This is a genomic window from Sphingobacterium sp. UBA5639 (genome assembly GCF_002421245.1).
GTDB classification, from domain to species: domain Bacteria; phylum Bacteroidota; class Bacteroidia; order Sphingobacteriales; family Sphingobacteriaceae; genus Sphingobacterium; species Sphingobacterium multivorum.
The window spans coordinates 1-22,337 of the sequence record NZ_DIJR01000008.1; the positions used below are offsets into that span (position 1 = coordinate 1).

At 37.2% G+C, this 22,337-nt stretch carries 23 protein-coding genes; 1 reads left to right on the forward strand and 22 read right to left on the reverse strand.

Features of this window, described 5'->3' with window-relative positions; genetic code table 11:
* The coding region (locus B4Z90_RS07290) for a hypothetical protein (protein ID WP_286801668.1) at positions 1-540 on the forward strand (540 nt) is incomplete at its 5' end.
* A 257-nt stretch (positions 541-797) separates the two neighbouring features.
* On the opposite strand, the gene B4Z90_RS07295 is transcribed toward B4Z90_RS07290, so the two are convergent.
* From B4Z90_RS07295 to B4Z90_RS07400, 22 genes are all read right to left on the reverse strand, one after another.
* A complete protein-coding gene (locus B4Z90_RS07295; RefSeq protein WP_286801670.1) occupies positions 798-1,886 on the reverse strand; it encodes a hypothetical protein in 1,089 nt (362 codons plus the stop codon).
* Positions 1,887-2,321, reverse strand: coding sequence for a hypothetical protein (locus B4Z90_RS07300; protein WP_286778618.1), 435 nt, complete (start codon positions 2,319-2,321; stop codon positions 1,887-1,889).
* Positions 2,302-5,664 carry a hypothetical protein gene (locus B4Z90_RS07305; protein WP_286801673.1) on the reverse strand — a complete coding sequence of 1,121 codons (3,363 nt, stop codon included), beginning with the start codon at positions 5,662-5,664 and terminating at the stop codon, positions 2,302-2,304. The genes B4Z90_RS07300 and B4Z90_RS07305 overlap by 20 nt, the downstream gene beginning before the upstream one ends.
* A 479-nt stretch (positions 5,665-6,143) precedes the next feature.
* Positions 6,144-6,758: a hypothetical protein gene (locus tag B4Z90_RS07310; protein WP_286801675.1), complete on the reverse strand. Its 615-nt coding sequence runs from the start codon at positions 6,756-6,758 to the stop codon at positions 6,144-6,146.
* 75 nt (positions 6,759-6,833) lie between these two features.
* The gene (locus tag B4Z90_RS07315) at positions 6,834-7,433 is read right to left on the reverse strand and encodes a hypothetical protein (RefSeq protein WP_286801677.1); all 600 of its coding nucleotides are present in this window, start codon (positions 7,431-7,433) and stop codon (positions 6,834-6,836) included.
* 14 nt (positions 7,434-7,447) lie between these two features.
* Positions 7,448-8,254: a DUF4099 domain-containing protein gene (locus B4Z90_RS07320; protein ID WP_286801678.1), complete on the reverse strand. Its 807-nt coding sequence runs from the start codon at positions 8,252-8,254 to the stop codon at positions 7,448-7,450.
* Positions 8,255-8,274: 20 nt separating this feature from the next.
* Complete coding sequence (locus B4Z90_RS07325) at positions 8,275-9,462, reverse strand: ArdC family protein (protein WP_286801679.1); 1,188 nt, start codon at positions 9,460-9,462, stop codon at positions 8,275-8,277.
* The gene (locus B4Z90_RS07330; protein ID WP_286801681.1) at positions 9,452-9,616 is read right to left on the reverse strand and encodes a hypothetical protein; all 165 of its coding nucleotides are present in this window, start codon (positions 9,614-9,616) and stop codon (positions 9,452-9,454) included. Before B4Z90_RS07330 ends, B4Z90_RS07325 begins: the two co-directional genes overlap by 11 nt.
* A 7-nt stretch (positions 9,617-9,623) precedes the next feature.
* On the reverse strand, positions 9,624-10,139 hold the full coding sequence (locus B4Z90_RS07335) for a M23 family metallopeptidase (RefSeq protein ID WP_286801683.1): 516 nt from the start codon (positions 10,137-10,139) through the stop codon (positions 9,624-9,626).
* A gap of 27 nt (positions 10,140-10,166) precedes the next feature.
* A complete protein-coding gene (locus tag B4Z90_RS07340; RefSeq protein WP_286801685.1) occupies positions 10,167-12,206 on the reverse strand; it encodes a type IV secretion system DNA-binding domain-containing protein in 2,040 nt (679 codons plus the stop codon).
* Positions 12,207-12,217: 11 nt separating this feature from the next.
* The gene (gene traN / locus B4Z90_RS07345) at positions 12,218-13,063 is read right to left on the reverse strand and encodes a conjugative transposon protein TraN (protein WP_286801687.1); all 846 of its coding nucleotides are present in this window, start codon (positions 13,061-13,063) and stop codon (positions 12,218-12,220) included.
* A gap of 19 nt (positions 13,064-13,082) precedes the next feature.
* Positions 13,083-14,246: a conjugative transposon protein TraM gene (traM, locus tag B4Z90_RS07350; RefSeq protein ID WP_286801690.1), complete on the reverse strand. Its 1,164-nt coding sequence runs from the start codon at positions 14,244-14,246 to the stop codon at positions 13,083-13,085.
* 58 nt (positions 14,247-14,304) lie between these two features.
* A complete protein-coding gene (locus B4Z90_RS07355) occupies positions 14,305-14,556 on the reverse strand; it encodes a hypothetical protein (RefSeq protein ID WP_286801691.1) in 252 nt (83 codons plus the stop codon).
* Positions 14,557-14,713: 157 nt separating this feature from the next.
* Complete coding sequence (gene traK / locus B4Z90_RS07360; RefSeq protein WP_286801692.1) at positions 14,714-15,328, reverse strand: conjugative transposon protein TraK; 615 nt, start codon at positions 15,326-15,328, stop codon at positions 14,714-14,716.
* A 15-nt stretch (positions 15,329-15,343) separates the two neighbouring features.
* Entirely contained in the window at positions 15,344-16,462 is a 1,119-nt protein-coding gene (locus B4Z90_RS07365; RefSeq protein WP_286732621.1) for a plasmid transfer protein, read from the reverse strand.
* Positions 16,463-16,476: 14 nt separating this feature from the next.
* A complete protein-coding gene (locus tag B4Z90_RS07370) occupies positions 16,477-17,256 on the reverse strand; it encodes a hypothetical protein (protein WP_286801694.1) in 780 nt (259 codons plus the stop codon).
* 3 nt (positions 17,257-17,259) lie between these two features.
* A complete protein-coding gene (locus B4Z90_RS07375; RefSeq protein ID WP_286801696.1) occupies positions 17,260-17,931 on the reverse strand; it encodes a hypothetical protein in 672 nt (223 codons plus the stop codon).
* Positions 17,928-18,584, reverse strand: a complete 657-nt coding sequence (locus B4Z90_RS07380) for a hypothetical protein (protein ID WP_286801697.1) — start codon at positions 18,582-18,584, stop codon at positions 17,928-17,930. Before B4Z90_RS07380 ends, B4Z90_RS07375 begins: the two co-directional genes overlap by 4 nt.
* Before the next feature lie 4 nt (positions 18,585-18,588).
* Complete coding sequence (locus B4Z90_RS07385; protein WP_286801700.1) at positions 18,589-19,251, reverse strand: hypothetical protein; 663 nt, start codon at positions 19,249-19,251, stop codon at positions 18,589-18,591.
* A complete protein-coding gene (locus B4Z90_RS07390) occupies positions 19,244-21,730 on the reverse strand; it encodes a TraG family conjugative transposon ATPase (RefSeq protein ID WP_286801701.1) in 2,487 nt (828 codons plus the stop codon). Before B4Z90_RS07390 ends, B4Z90_RS07385 begins: the two co-directional genes overlap by 8 nt.
* Positions 21,714-22,013: a DUF4133 domain-containing protein gene (locus tag B4Z90_RS07395; protein WP_165308872.1), complete on the reverse strand. Its 300-nt coding sequence runs from the start codon at positions 22,011-22,013 to the stop codon at positions 21,714-21,716. Before B4Z90_RS07395 ends, B4Z90_RS07390 begins: the two co-directional genes overlap by 17 nt.
* Positions 22,010-22,315 carry a DUF4134 domain-containing protein gene (locus tag B4Z90_RS07400; RefSeq protein ID WP_112375704.1) on the reverse strand — a complete coding sequence of 102 codons (306 nt, stop codon included), beginning with the start codon at positions 22,313-22,315 and terminating at the stop codon, positions 22,010-22,012. Before B4Z90_RS07400 ends, B4Z90_RS07395 begins: the two co-directional genes overlap by 4 nt.
* Between the last annotated feature and the right edge of the window lie 22 nt (positions 22,316-22,337).

Below are 22,337 nucleotides of genomic sequence, written 5' to 3' on the forward strand. Positions count from 1 at the left end.
ACAAATCAAACCGTAATATCCAAATACAAAGAATTGAGGATCATGCGTAACAAACTTGTTCATAGCACGGGAATAGATAACTTAGAATACAAATATATTATTGGAAAAATCTTAAATATTATATCTTATTTTTATAATCCTATCAAATGGATAGAATTATTTAAGGATATGTCTACTTCTGATCCTACGTTTGGCTTTTGGGATATGGATTTAGAAAGCGCCTACTTTTATCAAATTTTAGATTTTATTGAAGAGTCTGTTCCTAAAGGAGTGTTAAAATCATATTTACCCTACGATATTAATAGTAGACGATATTCTTGTCCTGAATGTTCATATTGGCTTAGTAGACATTTAAGTATAGATATAAATCCAAAATGGTCCTTTCTCTCGCCCAATAAGCCTACATCAAATAAAATTGAGTGTTTAATTTGCAGAAGAGAATATAAAGTACAACGGAAAATTTGCTCGAACAAAAATTGTAAAGGAAACGTAATATCTGAAAACGAAGTCTGTTTAACATGTTATAATCACATGGATTGATAAATTGAATATTCCGACAAAAATACACCGCGGGTTCCGGACGAAAGCACACCAGATTTGGGAGATTACATTAACATCTCTGAAAACCGAGTCCAGTTATTAAGGAACCTAACTGAACTCCATAGTTTTTATTTACATACTTACCTGAGACAGTCCCTTTCGGCATTTGACCACAAATTTATAGATTTCATGCAAACTGGTTCTGTGCTTATTGTTTGGGACACTTTCAAATCATGAACAATTTATTAAAATGACACTTATTTTTTAAAAAGCTTTAATTTCCCGAAAATGTCTTTTAAAAGAAATGATACGTTAATAAGACTATTTTTATTTTTCAAAGCTAAGTTTGTAAAATTATTTTTGAAGTCACTTTTTACTTTAAACAAGATTTGTAAAATTTCTTCCTCTGTAAATCCTTCGGATAATAAAAATTCCTCATCTACTTTAACATTGTTAATAAAGTCAGTTTCTTTTCTTGACTCTAACCATCCATTTTCTTTCGCTGATTGCCAAATATCTATTCCGATTAAATCCTCCATAGTAGTATAGAAATTAATCCCCTTCGATTTGATTGATTTCAATAATGGAGAATATTTTGCTGATGTTGATAAAATAGTGAAGGTATTTCTTTCTGCAGAATCAACTCTTATACTTTGATTTATAATTTCAATCGATTTAAGACCGGGAAGATCATGATCAAACAAGCCAATACTTTTCAAATAAGATCCGTCTTCTTTTCTGTTAAGAGTTTTACTCCATATCTGAATTTTTCGTTCTACCCAAGAAGTACCGCCTCCAAAATCAATATATTCGATTTTAAACATTGTCAATAACTCTTCATAATATAATTCGGTTGTTTTTTGTAATAATTTAAAATCATTTACACCTTCAACGAAAATTGTTTCAATAATAAATTGTGATAAATTTGACTTAATTAAATAAATATGAAAAATTAGATCTCGTAAATATATCTTCCAACTTTCTTCAGACATGTTATAAAAAAGTACCTTCCAAAGATTATTAAAATTTGAGATAAATTGACGATGTTGGGTTAAACCAATAATATATAAGGGTACATTGAGTCTATTTTTTACTTTATAAATTTCCCTAACTAAGATTTCCCCGGCTTTTGGTATTAATTCTCCCCCTTCATGTAACGGCATCTGTAGATCTGAAATTAATAAGTGATATTTATCTTTTTTTAAATATTGTTTGGCTTCCGATATGCTAATGGCTTGATTTATTCTTAATGGCACATCTTTAATCTGGGCTTTTATTGTAGTGATAATATTTTGAATTTTATTCATATCATCATCTACGATCAAAATCGAAATATTAGGATTCATTTATTTTATACTTTCTATTAGAGTTAACAAATTACTCTTCCAATCATCGTTTCTTGAATCATAATATACCCCGTCAACATAAAAATCAAAATTCTGTTTATATTTTGCAGAAATCTGTTCGAAAGTCAATACATCATTACCTATAGGAAATTTGTCAAACATAGTAAACAAGATTACTGGAACAATAATAGCTTTTCTCTTCATTTCGCGTAATATCTTCTCTCCACCAAATTGTTCATAATTTTGATTAATATCATTATTCTCTTTCTCCCAAAGCGGGATGGTCATATCTAAAATTAACACATCATAGTTGTTCGATCTTAATGCTTCCAATCCTGATTGAAATGACTCTCTTAAGTCAAAATCGCATTTATACAATAAGGATGTTAACTTATCGATCTTAATTCTATCATCTTCAATAATTAATATTTTCATGATTATCTGGTTTTTTATAAACTAAAAAAAGTGAGATTGTGATATTTTCACTATTTACTTCATAATCGAACTTTTCTGTTATGCATTTTGCTTCATATATCATTATTCGTTTAATTTTATGGAACCCACTCTCCCCCTCAATATTAGAGCGTTCAATTTTCTTTAAATCATTCCAATTATCCTTTATAATTTTCAAATTATCTTTTGTTTTTTGAAGATCTTTAATATTGTGAGTATTAATAACATCAATTTTAATATATTGACCATCAATCAATTCACTCTTAACTGTTAACTTTATCTTATTATCGGATTGAGAGTGAATAATTGCGTTGGTAAATAGAATATTAAACACATAGATCAAACTACTATAACCAGAAACGCTCTTAAACTTCATATCCACCTCATAATCAACAGTAATACTTATATTTAATTGCTTTGTAATTTCAACACTGGCATTTATTATATCTTCAAGCATTAATAATTTGGAGGTTGAAGATGTTTCTAATATAAACCACTCAGAAACATCTTCAAGACACAATTGCAAATTTGTCAAAGACGTATTTAAATTTTCATAAAGCATGATATTTCTAGGCAATGATTTAGGAAGGCTATTTCTAAAGTTCTCGACCAGATCACTAATTAGTTGATAGACCTCATTTTCTAAATACTCGTAAATACCAATACACAATTTCAAATTCGTATAGTATGCTAAATCATTTAATAAAATTTCAACAATATCGTCTGTATTTTTTAAATAATCGATATGTTGTTTATAAAAATTGTAAAGGATCTCATCATTTGTAGAATAGTTAAATAGAGCAATTGGATTATTCAATCTTTCATGAGTAATTTGTATCGCATGGTTTTTTAAATTCCCAGTGAGATCATCTATTTGTTTGCTAAAAACTTTTATTTGAATCTGTATAGTTTCCAAGCAATCTGGTTCAACTTTTTGTGAATTCCAGTATTCAGAGTCAATATACTCGCCAGATAGCTTTGTTGTTACCAAATTTAATTTCTCAAATACACTTCTAATTTGGTTTTCCAATGCGCCATGTCGAATTTTTGTACTCAAACTACTGTCTAATCCATATTCTTTGCTAAATAAAAATTGCTCGCGAACTTCATAATATATATTTTTAAAAGCCACAAAATCAGCATCATTATAATTATTAAAATCATCTTGCACCTGCTCTTTCAATGACGTTTCCCAGTTTCTGGCTTTTGAAGCATTGAAACTTACCAACTTATTGCTTTTCTTTTCTGTGGCTATTCTTAAAAGACGGTTAAAATCATCATTATATTTCTCAACTAATTGTTCTTTGAGTCTATCTATATCTACGAATAATCTTCCATTATTAACTTCTTTAATCACATTTCTTACAGAAATCTTTTTATTTATCTCATCGATTTCATCACTATAAATTTTCTTATTCTTTTTATCTATAGTTATTAGACGAAACAAAACTTTCAATCTAAATTCCTCGGTATCATTAATTCGATTAAAGTAATACTTGATGGTATCTATCGTGCATATCTTATTTAATAAATATACATTAATACTTGGATCTAAATTTTCGAGATGTAATACATCTTCTAAATCATAATTTCTTGAGCATAAAAACTCATCTAGAAATTCATATAAATTATATTCAAAATAATACAAAGATGATAGAATCAAAGTATTTATACTACTAATGAATTTAAATTTATCATCATTCTCTATTGCTAGCTCAAATAGTTCTTGGAAATTTGTCTTGATGTAAAAGGTGTCTTCATCAAACATCATATATCCAAATAGATCGAGAGCTTCTTCAATTTTGTTATCTTTTATATAAGAATCGAATAAAAAAAACAAAAAACGCTCTTTGTAGTAATTACTGGAGATTATAACTGAAAAATTTTCTGTTACAAGACTTATTACACTAGAATAATTATTGCTATAGTAATAATAAGCAACTTCTGCAACAAGTTTCAGTAAATTATCTGTTGAAACAAACTTCGAATATTCCACATCCTTAAGCCCATACAAAATTTTTTTATATTCAAAATAGTTATTATTCCCGAATAAATCACCTATAGCAGAGTTAAATCCTTCTAAAGCAACTTTATAAGAATTAGAATAAAAAGAATATCTAATTGATTGATTTTTGTTGTTATCTATATTAGAAAGAAAATCCATTATTTGCATTCCTAGATTGCCATTCGAATACTTGAGGGCATATTTAATTAATTTTCTACCACATTTTTCATTGTTTTTTTTAAATAATAAATATTGATATAATTCCATTAACACTAAATCAATAGATCTTAGTCCTAAAGGCTCAAATTCTTGTTTTAAATTTATTATTGACTTTATATAAATCTCATAGACCTCGAATTCCAAAGGATATTCTATTATAAATATTTTACTAAGTTTCAGGGATGATTTAAAATCTCCTTTGTAATAGATTTCTAATATCTCATTTATTAGAGTCCAATTCTTATTTTCAATATATTTTTCATCCCACAGATGATTATAAATATTGATAACTCTTATATCTGAATTCCCCGCTTTAATTAATTTGGAAACAAATGATTTAAATAAGGCTCTATATTCACAATTTTTATTGTTAAGGTTTACAGTAATAACATTTATAATATTATTATATTGATCTATTATAGAAAATAAGTTACAGATATAAATAGCGCTTCGTAAATCAGAATAATAATAATTATAATTAGCAAATACGAAATTGCTGAATACAAAAAAATCTTTTATTAGCTCATTTGCATTTATAGTATTTATATCATTCTGTATTTGATTGACATAACTTTCAAAAGATACAGAGTTTTCAATTTTTTTACTACTCGCATTTATACAGAATTCATAAAAATTATTCCCTATAATATTTAAATAATTGGACAATTTTAACCAGTTTTCACTTGAACCAATTTCTTCCTCGGAGATATGCAGTTCTGATTCAATTGACCATATACTAAATCCAAAATTCGAAACAATTTGTGAAATAAGGGATTTAGCAGTAGGAAAATCACCTTTTAAAATTGAAATCTCAAACTCTTCTTTTAAAACAACAAATTGATTAATATCCGAAACATTTAATAATATCTTGTTAGCAACCCACTGAAATTCAGAGACAAAATCATTTGTGAAATACAATGGATCGTTAACTTTAATGTTTTCAAGATTTTTGGGAAATAAATTCCTATTTAATGAATGTCTTAAAATTCTATTACTCTCAAATATCTTATTATAGCTACCTGGATCTATTTGAGTTTTTATAAAATTGATTTTTTCTAACAATCCAATTTTAGAATTATTTAAAATTTGTCTAAGATTCATACTATGAATTGATGCAATTTTTTAAGTTACTTAATATTTCGGTTTAAATTGATCTAAAATTAAGTAAAACGTTTTAAATTTTATTGAAATTATAATCTATAAAAGTTAAAGTTCTAGACCGCTTTGATTACCAAAATTTTGATAAAAACCATATTAGAACTGAGATAATTTTCTTCTTCCGAGCAAGGTTATCATCTAATGATTATAGCTTCGAGAAAAATAGCTTATCAGGCCGAAACGTATGGCTTAGAATAGACAATTAATCGGATATTTCAGGTATAGATGCAATTCGATTCTAAGACGATTTCCTAATCTCTCAGCACAATATCCAGACGATCAAAATGTTATAAATTAATTGATCATTGAATTTCTGAATGGTATCAAATTCTACACCTAATTCGAACATAGGTGGGACTACAGAATAAAAAAGCGGATTTTCTGATTAGAAAACAGGTTAGGGTTCTCCCTATTTTAACATACTACCTCCTTCTTTTAATTTGCTCATTCTGTGAATCCAAATTGGCTTGAGTTACAATATTGCTTTTAGGTTGGGCATACTGGCCTTTTTTGAGACCAGATTCCAAAAGGAGTGTTTCAGGAATATTTGTATTTAAAATAATTTTATCGGACCCTAGCTTTGGAATAATTTTATCCCTTATCAAATTCTTGATATGTTCGATCCCTTTAATATTATTTAGGAATTTTTCCATCGAGTGATTGAAAGTAAAATAAGAATACGAATCATTTGGAATACCATAGGCAATTCCGTTGTCGGTTATTTTAGCAAGTTTCTTATTGAATTTTTCGAGGTCCTTTTTCTGTAAATGATCGTAAAGTAGATCATTAATTTTTTCCTCCAAAGCCATATTGATAAAACGATCATCCGGTTTTTTAAAAGATTTCACATACTCTTCGGCTTGTTTTATAAGCTCTTTTCCTTTTGCATCTTTATCATAATAATTCGTCTCGCCACCATGCCCTGTATTTTCAGCATATCCAGCATGTTTGCCATTAATATATAGAGAGGCTGTAAATGCCTCCGTCTCCTGACTTAAAGAAGGAAAATGTTTAACATTTTTAAGTTCAATATTCATAAAATATTATTTAAAAGGTGAATAAATCCATAAGTTGGAAGGCGGTTAATAATTAACCTTTTTAGGAACTAAATACTATAAGGCGGTAAATAATTTGTGGAAATTCAGGAATCCCTTAACTGGTTTATGAGTTCGAAGAGCGAAACGTTTACCAGAGATCACTTCAAAGTAGTTTAGGGAAAACTTCTCAATCGGTAAAACAAGACTTTGCGAGCCAAATTCAATTTCTATCAGCTCATTATTGATCCGAAATTTTGAGTCAACATTCCGGTTCCAAAGAGCAATCTTGCAGTCAAAGATTTTCCCAATCAAACTATTTTCAGATATAAGATGGATTTTCGCATTAGGGAACTCACAAATGAGTTCCCTAAAATTTTCTCTGCTTGGAAGATAGCCTACCGAAGCAAAAGCAATAGATTTTGCATTATTAACATACTGTGGAAAAAAGTGTGCAAAACACAAGATATCTGTACAAGTAGAAGCGATAAACAAATGAATTACAGAAATCGGAATTTGATGATGGGCTTTCCAGATACCACTGGCAACCTCGTTTACATATCCGTTGTTCTTCCAAACTTCCTCTGGCTGATTTGATAAACATCTATAATTAAACTCAAAACCGGTAGGAGATCTTTCAAAAAATGGTTCAAAGAATCGGATCACTTCCTGATCCAAATTATCCGCATTCATTAGCGGGACGATGAGCGTCCATATCCCCTAGATTCTTGATTTGGGATATGCTTATTTATTAATTGCTGAATGGTAACATTAGAATCCACTACATTTCCTTTTTGTTTCATATCAGCAATGGCCTGATTATACCCATTTGTATAACCTTCGGATTGAAATTTGGCAGCACGGTTTTTCAGGGCCTGAATCCCCCTATATACCAGGTAAGAGATACCTGCATCAAACAGGATCGAAAGGGCGAGTCTTTTATTGTCAGATTTCAATCCCTGAGGGTTAAGCGCAGTATGTTGAAACCTAGTGCCATCGGATAATTCCACAATCTGTCCATTTTTAAATTTTTTCTTTTGCTCTTCGGTGAGCGTCTCTGAATTTACCATTAATGGAACATTTACCTTTTCAGGATCATAGGAAATAAATTCTTTGGTCTGTTCATCGTATTCGATGATTATCTTTCTGACCTTACCCTTTTGTACTTCTTGCTCCTTGGCAATATTGTCAATCTCACCATTTTGAAGTTTCTGACTTTCGTTTTCATCCAATAACTCATGTGCTTTTGCTACTTTGTATATTGGATGCACATTCAGGCTCACACTTCCGTCATCATTTTTCTTTAAAGATAGTTTTGCATCGAGTTCGGGAATAGATAACCCATCAAATTTAAGGTCCTTAAAATTTGTCATTTCAGTTCTTCTGCCAGTCAATAGTGCATTGATATTGTCCCTGGAGAGAAGTATTCGCCCTTGAATATATAGTCCCAGTTTTTCAAGTTCACCAAGGGGAAGTTCGTTGTCTTTAAATTGATTCATGTTACTATCTAATTATTGGATTAACGTTTTAAACCATAAGAAGCTTTTTGGACTTCTTCGTTATTTTTAGAAATTGCAGGAGTTTTTATATCATTGCCGTTTTTGACATCTAGCAACGATTGGTAGAGCCTGTCATTTTTTGAGAGTACAAATTTCTTCCCCGTGTCCTCTACTTCCATCTGAAGCCTTCCCCTTTTCAGTTGACTGGTTACTTTATAAACCGAATCCTTGTACGGAATGATATCGCCAATAAACAGTTTGGATTCATTTTTTTGCTGGCTTTTATTAGTGGTTTGCTGGTTAAGTTCACGTTTACGCTCAAAATCCAGCAGATAAGAAAATATCTTTTCCGCATCCGTTGCAGCAGCATGGATTTCATAAGGATTATTTTTTAACATTTCGATCCACCCTTTTACATAAGCAGCATGCTGGCCTGGATCATGACCTATCTTAAACTCATCACCGATCAGCATAGAGGCAATCTCCGCCCTTAATTCTTCCCGTGCATAGCCTTCACTTCCAAACCTGTTAAACAGGGACCTGTTGAGCCTGTCCTGATGTCCAGTCCAATGCCCAAGCTCATGAAGAAGGGTAGCATAATAGCGATCAGGAGTGGTAAACTGTTCTTTTAAGGGCATCGTTATACTGTCAGAACGGAGGCTATAATACGCCTCATCTCCTTTTCTGTGATTGACCACCGCACCGGAAAGGAGAACCAGATCTTCCGCACGGACTATTGGGTCCCAATCAGATTTCAATTGGGGCTTTAATTCTAATTTTGGAATTCCACTGACCTGTTCAGCGTTAAAGACCCAAGCCGCTGTAACAATGGCACGTTCCAAAGGCGTCCGTACTTTTATGCTTTTGCCATTTTCATCAACGACTTTTTTCCCGTTTTCATCTAATTTTGGGATAAGATCATGGGTTTTGACAAATTGAACCAGCGTACCCTTTTCACCCTTGTTTATTTGCCAGCCTTTGGAATCCGCTTGTTTGAAAGTCAGCCATCGGGGGTCTTCCCTGCCTGAATTCAGCAGTGAAAAGATATTGATTCCTTTATATCTATTTCCGGTAATTGCGTTATAAGGCAGACTGAAATCGGTTGAGACGGAATTCCAAGGTTTCTGCCAGGGGGCTGTTCCTTTTTCCAATTTTTCGATGAGGGCTGCGGCAACCTGCTCGTGTAGCGATTTTACCTTATTGTTCATCCTCCTCCCCTTCCTCGTTATTTTCCTCTTCAAAAGGAAATTCGTCACCATAAGATATACCGTATATGACTGCCTCTTCGGGCGTTAGCCCAATTTCTTCGCCTTCTTTCAGAATTCTAAGTTTCTCATTAAGGCTTTCAAAAGATTTATTCATTTTTTTGCTAGTTTAAAGGATTTAAGCTGAACTCATTGAGTTTTTTAAGAAAAAGAATGGGGTCAATAAATTGACCCCGGATTTTGACTGAGAGATGGAGATGCTCTCCGGTCGCCAGACCTGTTCTACCGCTTACTCCAAGTAGATGACCGGGCGGTAAACATTCGCCTTTTTGGACAAATAGTCGAGATAGATGTCCGTATATAACCTGGATATCATCACCTGATTCTATTACCAGAAATTTACCCAGCGTAGGACTTTCCGCGGCATTCACCACATTTCCTGAAATTATATTATAGATGGGTGAATCCCTGGCGGCAAGATCTACACCGTTATGATGAATAGGTTTTAATTTTATCGGATGTACCCTAAAACCGTAAGGCGACGTTACCCGCATTTTTTCAAGAGGGAGACTAAAATCTAGGGATTGCCCAACGGTATTTAAGGAAATAAAAAGCAATAGAAATACCCAGATTATTGGACTACAATAAACAGGATAAACGGGGCAACGAATATTATACATAATGTAATTAAATCAGTGTTCTGAAAATTATTCCGATGAATTTTTGTACTTATCCGCTAAGGATTCTTTTTCGGTAGGCTCGGTATACCGAAATCCGGTAACTGCTTCAACAACTGAATTAACTTCCTCTTTGATCTTTTTGAAATTTGCCAGAAGTATCTGTTCTTTTTTCTCACCAAAATCATAGAATATGGGTAATTCTCTATAATGCTGCTCTTCCTGTTTTATCGCTCCAACATCAATATTTATCCGACAGTTAACGGCTGAGGTCCTGAATTTTCCGGTAAATTTCTCTACGGCATCAGAAGCGACAAGTCCTACCATCTGACCTGCAGGCAGTGCCGCGATTTTACCGGCAGGGATAAGAGGTTCGAGTTTTTCTGACAGGGATATAGAAGTTTTATTCCTGTCGATACTAAGGCTTTCGCTCTGCTGTTTTACTTTTCCAAAGATCCTTTCCAACCACTCAAGCGTATCTTTGTTCTGTACGCTTCCTGATAGAACATTTCCCACTACCGAAGTAATCGTTGCGGAAGTTTCTTTGCCATACTGCTGCTGAAATTGTTGTAAGCTCTGGATACCCAAGACAGTCGCCACAAGATTACTTCGAGCCTGACTAAGAACCTGTTCTATACGGTATAAATATAAACTCGGAGCCTCATCAACGACTATTCCAACAGGAAGGTTTCCTTTGGAATTTACCAGTTTTGTAACACGGTTCACGACAACGGATAAACATGCGGAATTGATGCTCTGGGTAGCGGGATCATTAGCCAAGATCAGTATTCCGGGATGTTTGGGATTACTGACCTGTAGTTCAAAGTCATCTCCGCCAAAAACCCAGAAAGTTTCTTTTGTCGCCAGCCTGCTGATAAAGATTTTTAATGTTCCTACCTGTCCCTCCAACTGTTCAAAAGCACGAGCTTTATAAGCTGTCTGAAATGGAGAAAGAAGTGAATTAAGCTCTTCATTGCTAAAAAGCGAGTCAAAAATATCTTCATAGGATAGGTTTAGAAATGCCAGAACATGTGGCAAAGTGGAATAACTTCCATTTTCATACTTGCTAAAGAAGTAGATACAGGCCGTTAAGAAATTCACGGCAGATTGGGTAAAAAACTGGTCGCTACCTCCACTCTTATCACCCTTTTTTAGAGCCTCTACCAATGCTTCGGCAGTTTCATTTGCATCTGCGAGAGTCTGCAAATATTCCGGTTTAAATGGATTTGCCCGGCGGCTTCTGGATGGGTCATTCAGGTTAATGACATGGAATTCATAATCCAGCATTTTTCCTTCCTGTTTCGCCAGCAGGTAATGATAGTAGGCAATCTTTCCAAGATCAGGATACTTTAGATCATAAATACACATGGTAAATGAATTTGCGATCATTTGACGCAGAATTGGCATAATGACCCCAAAGCTTTTACCGCTTCCTGGAACTCCGCAGACCAAACAGCCCCTAAATAAGTTTTCCAGTGGAATATAGCCTTGATTTACCTTTCCCTTATAATAAAACAACATAGGGATATTGACAGAATATGGCGTGATTTTCGCCTGGGTGGGCTGCATAAAGGATTCTTCCTCGATATTCCATTTATCTTTCCCTAATCTAGAGCTGATAATCTTTGAAATGTTGTCTAATGCAACATGGATCAGGACAATCCCCAGAAAAGAGCTGAATACATAACCAAGATCATAATAATTCAGCCCGTATAGAACCGGTTTCCCTTTTTGACCGTGCAGCCATACCGCGAGCACAATTATTAAGAATCCAAGCGTGAGGGGATAAACAATATGGTTCTTGGGATTTAGATCTTTCTTCTTTTTACTCAAGGTACCGATAGAAACCAGTATGACCAAAAAAACAGTAAATAGCTTACTGGCCAGCAGTCCCGAATAAAAAGGCATCCTTGCCAGCTTGGTTGCAAAAAGTAAATTTGTTTTGTTTAGAATCCCATACTCAAGGGATTTCTCAACATAAAGAAAGAGATAAAACTCCAGAAAAATGGAAAGATAAATGGCGAACTGGAAGAATCTATAAAGGCCCTGTTGCTCTTTTGTTTCTTCCATTTCTTTATTGATTATAGAGAATCGGCATTCAGGATATCCTGGTATTTGATTTTCAGGTCAATTGCCCTGCCCGACAACTGTTTTTCAGTGAGACTTACCCGCAATATTTTACTGCCCGGAAATGTTACTTTTTTTAGTACATATATATTCCGGTTCTTTTTCTTTAGGAGGTCGAATGGCTGAAATTGCCAGATGGGTTCTATCTCAACCGACTGGACATTTGTTGCCTTGGTGATTCTTTTATCTTCCACAAAAAAACGTAACTGATCTGGCCTAAATGAAAGGTTCGTTTTATTGACAAATGAAAGATCCAGAAAAATGAAATCACCGATCGTTCTGATACCGTTCAGATAGATCCCTATTCCAAACTTCTCTTCCTTCCTCTTTGGGCGGTTACCGGATTGGGTTAAAAGAGTATAGGATAAGGACCTCATCTGGCTCCTGCTCAGGTTGTTTTCCGAAGGCTCCAGCGGGACCGTAGATAAAGGATTGATTTCATAAAGAACCGGCGACTGTGCTTCAATGTCCAGACCAGATTTCAAGGCCCGGAACTGTGTCATGAAATTTTCTCCGACCACTGTAATGCTGCCGAGTTCTGTCCCCGAATCATCTAGATGCATGCTGTCTGGAACAATTTTAAGCCGGAGCAAATTATCTATAGGCAAATCTGCCACTACACTTTTGGAAGAGATATCCACATATTTGATCGGTTCCGGTGAAAGGATGTGAACTGTATTTCCCTTGGAAATCCTGATAGATTTAAGGTCGCTAAGTAAATGGTCTCCACCTGACTGTGCCATCGTCGGGGTTGCGGCGAGCAGAAATATCGCCGATAAAAACAGAAATAGATTTCTCATAATTGAAAATGATGAATGATTATTTGTATTGTTTTTGATTTTCACGAAGTGCTTGTGGGTCTATCAAATAGACCAGCGTATTATATTTGATTTTCGCCCTGTTTTTTCTGATATACCTGGAAACTGCTGTAGTAGTCGACTGAAACATCCTCTGGATCACGCCCATAATGATCTGGTTCTGGTTTTCTCCCCCCTGTATTGAAATTCCCTGAGAAGAATTTGCGCCAAGCTCTTTGCTGAATTCCCTGAAAGCAGATGCGGGCACATAAAGGCCCTGAAGACCATCATTATCATACAGATCAAGTTTTACGGGTAGGATCTTACCTCCCTGCATAATTGAGCTAATGCTCAAAAGGACACGCTGGCCGGTAAATCCACTAATTTTTGCGTATAAATAGGTGCCTTTTTGAATCAGATTGCTTCCCACCAATAAATCGTCCATGAGCCTGATCCGCAACCTGGAATCCACATATCCGGTCATATTTTCGTCAATTATGGCCTGAATAAAAGAATCGTTCGGATTGTCTCTTACCGTATTGAAAACGGATTCGGCATCGTCGGCCTTTCTGACTTTAAGCAATGGCATTTCCGCATCTGCTTTTTTCGCTATTTCGATCCGCTGCCTCTCCTCTCTTGCCGCTCTTTCTTCCGGGTCATTGGCCTTTGCCAGACTATCGGCAAATTCCATCTGCCGGCGGAACAGGAGCATCGGATCTTCTTCTTTCCTTTTTGGTTCTTTTCTGGATTCTGGATTGGATTTAGGGACAAGGGAACCCAGTACACGGTCCAGGTCTTCATTTCCATGCACAGCCTTTGGTGCATTAACTGAAATTAGTGATTCCTGTTTAAGCTTATCCCTTATGGAATCTAACTTGCGTTTTTCCTTATCATTGTACATTTCATCAAAACGGAATCCATCTACTTTGTCTTCCTGTAATTGATTCACCGCGGTATAACCGTCCCCTCGACGGTACATTTCCCGGTAAGCATTAAGCTTATCGGTTAAAGCTTTATTTTTCACCTCTGGGGAGACTTCCGAAATATGTTCTTTTAGCTGGGGCCCATTTTCTTTTACAGCACTCTCTTTTGAAAATGCGGATTGGTAAACGTAAAAGAAAATACAGATAAAAGGCAGGGCGATAATCGGTATGATATATTTGGGCCTTTTTAGGTCTAATTTCATAAAATAATTTGATTTAGAATTGAGAAATACTAAGCGTGTTTAGGAAAAAAATGCTGGATCAATCTTTGGATATCGAATCCTTCGCATTATGGTTTTCCAGCGACAAAAGCCTATCCTTTATCTGGATAAGGATCATACTATCCTGTTTATCCAGGTTATCTTTTTTTGAAAGCCCTTCTAGGACAGCCTGGAGTTCAAGTACTTCTTTTAGATCGGAGATTGAACCAAATATATTTCCCATTCCATCCGCAATAGGCGCCGATAGTTTCGGATTTTTCACCATTTTTACTTCCTTTTGCCTTGGCAGCATAAAAAAACAGCAGATTGAAATCAGGATACATAACACCATGAACATGAAAACCTGTTTGGGATATGTACTCAATTTTGACCTTACACACTTTCTAAAATGGACTGTATACCTGGAAAATTCATTGCCGATCTCTTTCCAGACACTGCTTTCGGATTTATTAGAGGTTGTTTTTTTGAACATAACTGAGGTCTTTATTTTCCAATGTTTTCCATCTTGTTATCAGAACAGCATGAGCGTTGTTTTCTGTCCTTATTTTAAGATCCCTTAAATATCCTTCTGTAATGAGGCTACGAACTACAGTGGAGCTCCGTCGGTCTATGGTCTGTTTACCATAAAAGCGAAAATAATTCCCTTCAAGGTGTATCGAATCCGTTTGGACCGTAAGCACCGCACTGGAAGACAAGATGGAATTAAAAAATCCCTTTTCCCGGAGATTATTGTATTGTAAAGCACCTGATTCATCAATCAGATACATCGCCCGCTTCATCTGGTATTCTATAAACTTTTCGTCCGGTGTCAGGGTAAAAAAAAGACTATGGAATAAATTTATATGCGTTCGGTACTCGGCTGAACGGTTCATTTCAACACTGGTCTGCTGCGCGGCCAATGGCACATTATTTATATCCAGTACATATACTGACTTTCTTGCACTTTCCACCTGTTTAAAGGCAAAGAAAGAAACTATGGACACCAGCAGAAAGGCCGTTATTAAACTCCCGACGGCAATAAGGGTTGCCAGACGAATCTTTGATTCTATATTTTTGATAATCATGTTCTTTATTTAAGTTTAGAATTTTGCGATCACCCTCCTAGCTGTTCTTGCCATACCGGATGCCCCACGGCCCATAGTACCCGCGGCTGAAGTGATTCCAGAAGTGGAGACGATCCATGTACTGATACTTGGCACCGTGAGCATTGTCAGCCCGCCGATCAGGAAGGTTACTATGACGATCCCAAATGACATTATTCCATTTCCGGCAAGCCAGCCAAGTTTTTCGAGCCTATCGCCAGATGTCGATAATAATTCCTGATAACGGGTGATTTCGGCTTCCAGAGCATACTGCTGAAAAAGACTGGCGATATGCATCACCAGATAGGCAATCCCAGAATAAAGGTTTACGGAAACAAATCGGGCTATCCAGGTTCCGAAGGAATCCCTGAAAGCGGGAAGAATACTTACTGCAACGGAGAATGGGCCTAAAATGATCAGAATGGTCGAATAGAGTATCTGGATCATGAATATGATATAAACACAGATCCGAAGTACCCAGACTGCCAAGGTTTCCAGTGTATAGGTCATCCATAGCTGCAAATTGATCTGCATCCTGTTTCTTAGCTCCACAACATTGTTCCAGACGGAAGTAAACCCATCTTTCACGGTTGAGGTGACCGCATCCCACGCCTTTCCGTACCATGTATCCGCCTCGTTTTTTGCGACTTCGGTTTCCGCCTGGATCTGGGTCAGGGAATTGGCTATATCATACATGAGTTTTGCACGTTGGAGCCGAAGGCTATTGACTTCGGTCTGTCCGCTATCAAAGAGGCTTTCCGTTTTGGCAGCTACAATATCCGTAGGATAAGCGATCACCCTTGTGAAAGCTCCCCACCAGATAATGACCATGACCAGTCCAAATGGTCTGAGCAGGGGCATAATCTCCATTTTTTTATCACCAGACATCATTTCATAGCTTTTTATGGCAAAAAATATGAGCATAAAAATTGCCGCTAGCGCCTGTGCGTCCGTAATAAAAGTATCGTAATGGGTCCATATCGTATCTTTCATCCCTTTCAGGAAGTGCATTACCCCTTCCTCGTATACTCCATTTCCCTGCAGGAAAGTGAAAGTATCCTTAAATGAATCAGGCACCCCCACTGGAGATGCCTGTAAAAAAAATGTGTATGTCATATAAAATTAATTTATCATCTGCTCTTATTTAGGATTTTGTCCGCAATTTCAATATCAGATTTTCCAGTATGTAGGAACGGCCTGACCGGATCTATCTCCTTAATGGAAGACAGGTCACTTGAAAGGGACAGTAATTTCAGGGCATTGCTTTTCTTGGATTCCCACCCCGATTCAAGAACCCTATATTCCGACAATAGGCGATGATAGCCCATGATCCTGCTGCCCCTTTCAAGATCTGCTGTTTTAAGGATTTCCAGACGTTCTATGAGCCCCGATCTTTCACTGGTATACCATTCATAAGTACCTTTATTTATCAGATATTCTTTTACCTCTGAACTGAGCCCCTGAAGGATTAGGGATTCATCTTTTTCAAGTGGAGCGAACTCATGTTTATAGTATAGCATCCAAAGTGGATCTGCAGCACTCACAGCCCCTGAATAGTTGGTGAGTTCCTTTATAGCTGTATTTCGGATGGTATCGGACTGCTTTTTATAGGAATCATTGGTCTGCTGTATAGCCATCACCAGCCCCATCCGCATGGTCTGGGGCCCGGAGCCTGAAAGGGGACGCCTGTCCAGCTTGGGATAATTGGGGTGAAGGCCCCAAGTGAGCCAATACTGATAATTCAGTCCAAGAAAGCCAGAAGTCGGGGTAAATTTCTTTCGGTCCCACTGTTTATGAACCATACGCTCTTGCTGATTGACAATATGTTTATCGGTCTGACGCTTGATCCGCTGGCCAATGACAGGTTTAGATCCAAGCAGAAAAATAACAATAGCTAATATTCTCCACATAATTCAATGTTTTACAGCGCCATAGTTCCTTAATATCTCGTTTGCTTTTTGGATGTCCTTATTGACGAAATTTTTAAAAGGATTCACCGTTTTTAATAATCCATTTATTTTTGTCCAATAAACCGAACGTTCCAAACTGAAAAGAAGCGCGCGCATCACCTTTAGTTCGATGATGATCTTCCGCAAAAGAAAATCCCGCTTTTCATAATCCATTAAGACATTTTTGCCTTCCCTGAGAACAAAATCAGAAACTTCCATAGCAAGATTTATCCCCCTTTCTTTTAGCTGCCTAGCTGTTCCTTCCGCCACTAAAAGCAGCCAGGGTTCTTCTTTTGAAATCTCGATAAGGCTATTGGACTGTTTAACAATTTCAGCGATCAGGGAAGAAACCTGTAACACGGATCTACCGGACTTCAAAGCATTGTTTACCTCCGTTAGGGACCTATGGATCACCTGCTGAACGATTACCAGGGAAGACAGGTTGAGATTGATGTCTTCAACATTTTGATTGATCTGCTTTAGCATACTGTTATGCGCCGATTCGGAGGCCAGCCTGACCGCACCGTTTTCATTTACGATTGCCAGATGTTTGGTATCTGAAATTATTGTCACATAACTTTGCCCATACAAAAAATCAAAACAGAAAATAATCAGTGTTATGAGATAATACTTCATGGTTTCTTTTCTAATTGTCTTAATATATTTTCTACAATTCTTCTGTCGGAGTTTATATACTCGCTAAAGGGATTCAGACCATCCAGTATTTTCTTCCTTGTTGAGTAATAAAGGGTAGCTGCCAGTGCCCTGGATGCTCCTTCTATCTGTCGGAGTTCAGTCAGTATATGCGCATAAAGCAAACGGCGATCACTGGCTTTCATCTGGTTGAGATCCCCGATTGTCAAAAACAGGCCGGCAATATATCTTCCCAATTGAACTGACCTATCTACGATTTCCTTTTCGCTATTTAAGGCCAGTGGAATAAATTCAGGATGGTCGGATGCGATACTTATTATTCTGTCCTGATGGGCAATAATCCGTTCAATGATCGGTCTGGATTCGATTCCCATACTCAGTCCCTGTAATGCCGTATGCAGGATACTGAACCTGTTCTGGATCTCCCGGTACCGCTTTTTGAGCTTCGTGGTACCCGAAGTATTTACCTGCTCATTTGCAGTAGCCACTCCCTGGCGGCCACGGGCCTCTTTCTGCCGTTCATACTCATCCTTGCTGTGACCTACCAGCTGGTGCAACAGCTGCACATTCAGCTGGCAACTTGCAGTTTTGGATAAGCAAAGAATACAGAAACAAAAGATAATTCTCCATTTCATTGCATTACTTCTTTACGAGTCTAGAATTTCTGATAACATCATCCGCGATCTGTTTATCTATATTGATAAATCTCGCATAGGGATTTAAGGAATTGAGGATTCCACGCTGTTTTGCCCAATACATATTACGGTGCATTCCATACGCAACGCCTCTGAGAATGGTCAATTCCGTCTGTATCCGGTTGAGTAATTTTGCCCGTTCACCGGAATCCATCAGATTCTCTTTCCCATCTTTGAGTACAAAGGCCCCTACCTCCGTTGCAAGGTTTGTCGACCTGTTCTTAAATTCCCTTGCACCGGCTTCTGCAAAAAGTAAAAGCACAGGATTCCCCTTTGCAAGTACCATTGCTTTTTCGACATCCTCAATAATATCGACGGTAATTCCAGCAATCTCTCTTATGCTCAGCAGTGACCTGACCACAGAAGAGACCTCGGAGAGTCCTTTATAAATTTTATCCTGTAGATCATTGACGATCTGCAACTGCCCGGTAACAGCAAGCTGGCCCCGCTGGATCAGTGTCAGGTTATCGTTGACATGATCCAATTGCCTATTCATCACCGAGGCATGTGCTCCCGTTGCCGCTGCAACTGCCGGATCGGTATAGATCTGTGCTTTTACAGACAAGCTTGGCAATAAGATCAGCAAAATCATAATTAGTCTATTCATTGGCCATAAGATTTAAAGTTTGAATTCCCTTTCTGTTAACTTCCCCAACAAAATCGTTCAGGGCTTTGCCAGAATATTCCAGATCTTTGACGAATGCGGTAAGGCCATCTTTGTAATTTCCAAAATGGTCCGCATAGATTTTTACGGCACTTTTTTCGGGTTTTTCGGTGGTAAATGCGAGATACTGAAATAAGGATACCTCCACGCCATATACTTCGCCGACCGTCCCCCTTCGGATGTAGACTTCTTTAAAACGTGACCTGTCTTCTTTATTCTGTAATTTATTTATGGTAAAGATCTTGCGTCTTTCTACATCGGTAATGGACAGCAGTTTTGCTATTTCATCATAATTGGACTGGAATTTAGACTGGTCGAGTAAACATATCGTATCCGAATTTGCCAGAATGCTGTCCTTGACTATTGGATTGCCCAAAATATCGCCTAGTTCTTGCGTAACGACCACGATTTCACCATAAAATTTTCTTACCGTTTTATACAGGTAAACTATGTAACCAGCCATTAAGGCGCTTGCAATGGCCTTCCATGCTTCTTCGATCACCAAGGCTTTACGCTGGAATGTCCGGTGTCTCATTTTCTGTAGGAATAGATCCATAATGACCAGCGTAACGATTGGAAAAAGGGTCTTGTTCTCCTTCAGATTATCAATTTCGAACACCACAAACCTCTCTTCAAAAAGGGAGGAGTCAGCGCTTTTATTGAGAACGGTACCAAATTCCTGTCCGGTAAAGAATTTCTTCAATACATACCTGTATTCATCCAGATCAAACTTTAAGGATTCATCGTCCATTATATCCCTGATCTTGTCAACGGAATACACATAAAAAGAGTCGAAATTTAATTCGTCAGGACGATGGGGGTTTTGTGAACCGGGATCGAGGTAAAAATATTCATAATAATAGGAGGATATAACGTTTGATAAAAGTGTATCCTCTACCTGGGACAGTTTTCCGTCGGCTCCCTTCCAGAGCAGCGCTACCAGAGTTTTTAAGAAATCCTTTTTCTCTAGGTTAAACTCTTCCTGAGTCAGGGCAAAAGGATTCATGGATATGGGGTTTTCCTCAGTATAGGTCAGGTAAGTTCCGCCCAGAAAAGTACAGAGGCCCTGATAGGAATCGCCGGTATCGACGATGACAATATCCATGTTGTACCTATAATACTGTTCCAGAAGCGCATTCATGAAGAAAGATTTTCCGGTACCACTAGGCCCCAGCGCAAATTTCGAACGGTTGGAAATACGGTTTGTACTCAGGTCAGCAGGATCAAATGCCAGAGGTATCCCCTGTCGATCTGTAAACCGGATCAGAAAATCCGTTTTTTCATCGCAGGGCAGTGATTCCTTAAAGAAATAACAGAGCGCCGCATCTACCGGAGTCAAAAACAAGTCATAGACCTGTAGTTCCACGGCATTGCCGGGTAATGAAGACCTGAATAATTCGAACTGGTTGTAAGCATTTCTGCTGGGAATAATCCCCTGCTGAAATAGGGACGATTCAATAAAATTCGATGTCCTTTCCAGCAGTTCGGAATCGCAGCCGATCAAAATCGAAAAGTGTGTATTAACGAGCAACTGATTGTCTTTTGCCACATCGGCCAATAAATTATCAATATCTTCAACATAGAGCTGATTGGCTGGATCGGGCATATTGGAATGCCTTTTCCTTTTAAGTTCCAGTTTGTTCAGTGTAAACTGCTGAGCTGGAATTTCAATTACCTGATTATAGATCATGACCTTATAATCCGGCACCTTGTGCAGAAAAAATAAATTGTCAACGGGAAAATCCATCAAGCCATTTGTTTCATTCCGTATCGCATACGCACTGATCGCATCCGGCAGTTCAACAATATCCGTATCTATGAGACTAATGCTCCTGATGGATCTTTTCCCCAGGTTTATCTGATTGTCCTGACACTGATAATTATCCAATACTGTTTCCGTACCCTCAAAATCAAATGAAAGTATCCTGTAAAAAAGACGATTGATTTCTGCTTTTCCAAGAACCCTTGGATGAAGCTCAGCACCACTTAATACCTCAATTACTTTACCAAGATCCCTTATAAACTTATGGAGCATCTTCTCATCGAAAGTATAGAATGTGCCTTTCTTTACCTGTTTGGTAAAGGTGATATAGCTTCTGATTTCGGTAAATTCCCGACCGTTAAAATGTTCCTGATATTTTTGTTCCAAAAACTCTTCCGATTGAACTGGTCTATACTTTCTACGGATAAATACATCCTGCTTTTGGATTATATGTCCTTCCCCCAAAAGTTTGACCACACTGGAGAGTGCATGGTGATAGGCGGAATACTTGGTTTCATCGGCATCATACTGGATGACCGGATTGGTAATACCAAGGATAATTGAATAGTCCCCCTTATCCCCAAAGAGGATCGGGAAGCCCATAAATTCATCAATGCCCGCAAAAGGTAGATTAAAGGCATGCTTACTTTGCTTTTTCATTTCTGAACAGTGTTTTGGAAGGATGGATAATAATTCCGTTGTGACGGGTTTTGTCGAATAGCCCCTTTTTCTGCTTACTGATCGTATACACCATTCCCAGGGTCATGAACAGGAGGATGCCCAGACAGCCAAGTATCATGTTGGTAAATGCGCCAATAAGACCTCCGCAGAGCATGCCACCCATGATGGATATGACAGCGTAATAGATAAATTTCCCTTTAAAACCCCTGTAAATAAGGGGCTTTTGGAGCCCCTTATAAAATTGATAGTTTTTCTGGATCATACGCCAAAAAATGCCTTGATGACCACACTGACCAGAATGAGAAATAGACAGGAACCACCCCACGACATCAGTTCTTTCGAGATATCCTGGTCTCCGCTGTTCCATTTGATATAGACCCTGATTCCCCCTATCAGCCCGACGACAGCCCCGATACTCAGTATCAATGTCGATATGGGATCGACATAGGTATTTAACGACGAAGTGGCGGCGTCAATACCAACTGTTCCTCCTTGGGCGAAGGAACGTTCCGCAAAAAGGCAGATTGCGGCCAAAACAAGTAACTTGCTTGCTTTTACTCTCATAAGAAATAGGAATTAAAAAAGT